The 1,495-nt window shown below is 57.5% G+C and carries 4 protein-coding genes; 2 read left to right on the forward strand and 2 right to left on the reverse strand.

From position 1 onward, the window contains the following. Positions 1 to 198: hypothetical protein (locus tag BW994_RS20060; protein ID WP_217696484.1), on the forward strand; the 198-nt coding region annotated here is incomplete at its 5' end. A gap of 13 nt (positions 199 to 211) precedes the next feature. On the opposite strand, the gene BW994_RS18740 is transcribed toward BW994_RS20060, so the two are convergent. Next, the gene (locus BW994_RS18740; protein ID WP_029314483.1) at positions 212 to 418 is read right to left on the reverse strand and encodes a hypothetical protein; all 207 of its coding nucleotides are present in this window, start codon (positions 416 to 418) and stop codon (positions 212 to 214) included. 307 nt (positions 419 to 725) lie between these two features. Between BW994_RS18740 and BW994_RS18745 the strand changes: the two genes are divergently transcribed. Then, complete coding sequence (locus tag BW994_RS18745; protein ID WP_029314484.1) at positions 726 to 1,067, forward strand: phage tail protein; 342 nt, start codon at positions 726 to 728, stop codon at positions 1,065 to 1,067. Here BW994_RS18745 and BW994_RS20065 read toward each other — a convergent pair. Then, on the reverse strand, positions 1,060 to 1,495 hold a 436-nt coding region (locus tag BW994_RS20065), incomplete at its 5' end, for a hypothetical protein (RefSeq protein ID WP_211252839.1). The two genes, BW994_RS18745 and BW994_RS20065, sit on opposite strands and share 8 nt — an antisense overlap.

Here is a 1,495-nt window from a genome sequence, read left to right on the forward strand (position 1 = left end):
GGCGTATCGCTCCTTCAAGAGGTTCAGGCAGGCTTCCACCCGCCTCGATACGCCACCTTTCTCACCAAGCCATCACCCAATTTCGGCCATAGCTCCGGCGCCGACGATCGCAAGGCTGATGCCGATGACGCCACCGCGGGCGTTTGGTCAGCATCACGGTCGGACGCGCCGATCCCCAGGTCATTGAGTTGGATCTGATCAGGCATGGGGGTCAATCACGACTATGGTCTGACACTGCCGGCTGACATGCTGGCGCTACCGTTTCCGACGCCGCCGTCGATGTCGCTTTGAACACCTCACGCGCGGCCTGACGCGCAATGACCCGGATGAGGTCGCGCAACGTGCTCGCGACGCGGGCATCGACCTGCTCGATCTCGTCATTTCGCGTTGCTGTGCTGGTATCCGATCGCATCTTCATCCTCGGCGCTATCGCTGCCGATGATGCGCGAGCGGGCGGGATGATTTCAAAGAAACAAGCGTGCGGAAATAACGAATATTCTGAAGGCAGGCTCAGCGGGATCGGGGTTGGCGGGATGGACGATGGTCCGGGTCGCCCGCCCGCGGACGGGTATCAACCGCCGGTCGACTTGTTTGCTGTCCGCGCAGCCCGAACCGGATTCGGACACTATGTCGCTCGATACGCATCTATGCGCGCCAATTCGGCCCGCCCCTGCGGTTCGATCTACGGCTCAACCCACGGCCTATACGCAGCGGGAGGCTGATCGATGGATACGTTTACGCCGTCGCTGAACCCGGACGCGCCGCTCAATCAGCAGTTCTCGCCGAGGATGATCCAGAACAATTTCGGCGACGGTTATGCCGAGACCTCGCCGGATGGTCTCAACGCCTATCCGGCGCAGATCACGCCACGCTGGAGCCTGCTGACTTTGCCGCAGAAGCAGTCCCTCGACGCCTTTTTCAAGGCGCATATTGGCGTCGCATTTTTCTACACGCTCCCAGACGAGACTGTGGCTCGAAAATGGCTGTGCACATCCTTCAAGCCTACACAGAACGCGACCTGGTGGAGCTATGATGCTTCGTTCATGGAGCGGTTCGATCTCACCTAGTGCGGCAGACCCAATATCCGGGCATTGATACCGAACTTCGGAAGGTCTTCGGCGCACACCATACTCTATCGTTTAGGTAGTACGCGCTGTCATTCCAAACAAATCGCTGATCATCCTTGCACCCATGCGTTATCTTCGTGAAAAAAGGACTCTTGCGGCAAGCGGCTTGATATCTGTCGTGCATGGTCGGCATTCCAGCCGAAATGCCCAGGCCCAAAATGAGCGCCGTCATAATTCCGAACAGCGAGTACCCTAAAATTCTTTTCATCGTTTCCTCCGGACGCAAAAAAACCCCACCAGCATAAGCTGATGGGGGTTCGTTGATCAATTCGTTTGGCTCTTGTGGCGTTAGCTGTTGATATTGGCTACGAGGGTCTGGTTTGATGTGAGGAGACGATCCATGGACGTGGCAGATTTCGAATACTGGC

Origin of the sequence: Acidiphilium rubrum (assembly GCF_900156265.1) — a bacterium.
GTDB classification, from domain to species: Bacteria; Pseudomonadota; Alphaproteobacteria; order Acetobacterales; family Acetobacteraceae; genus Acidiphilium; species Acidiphilium rubrum.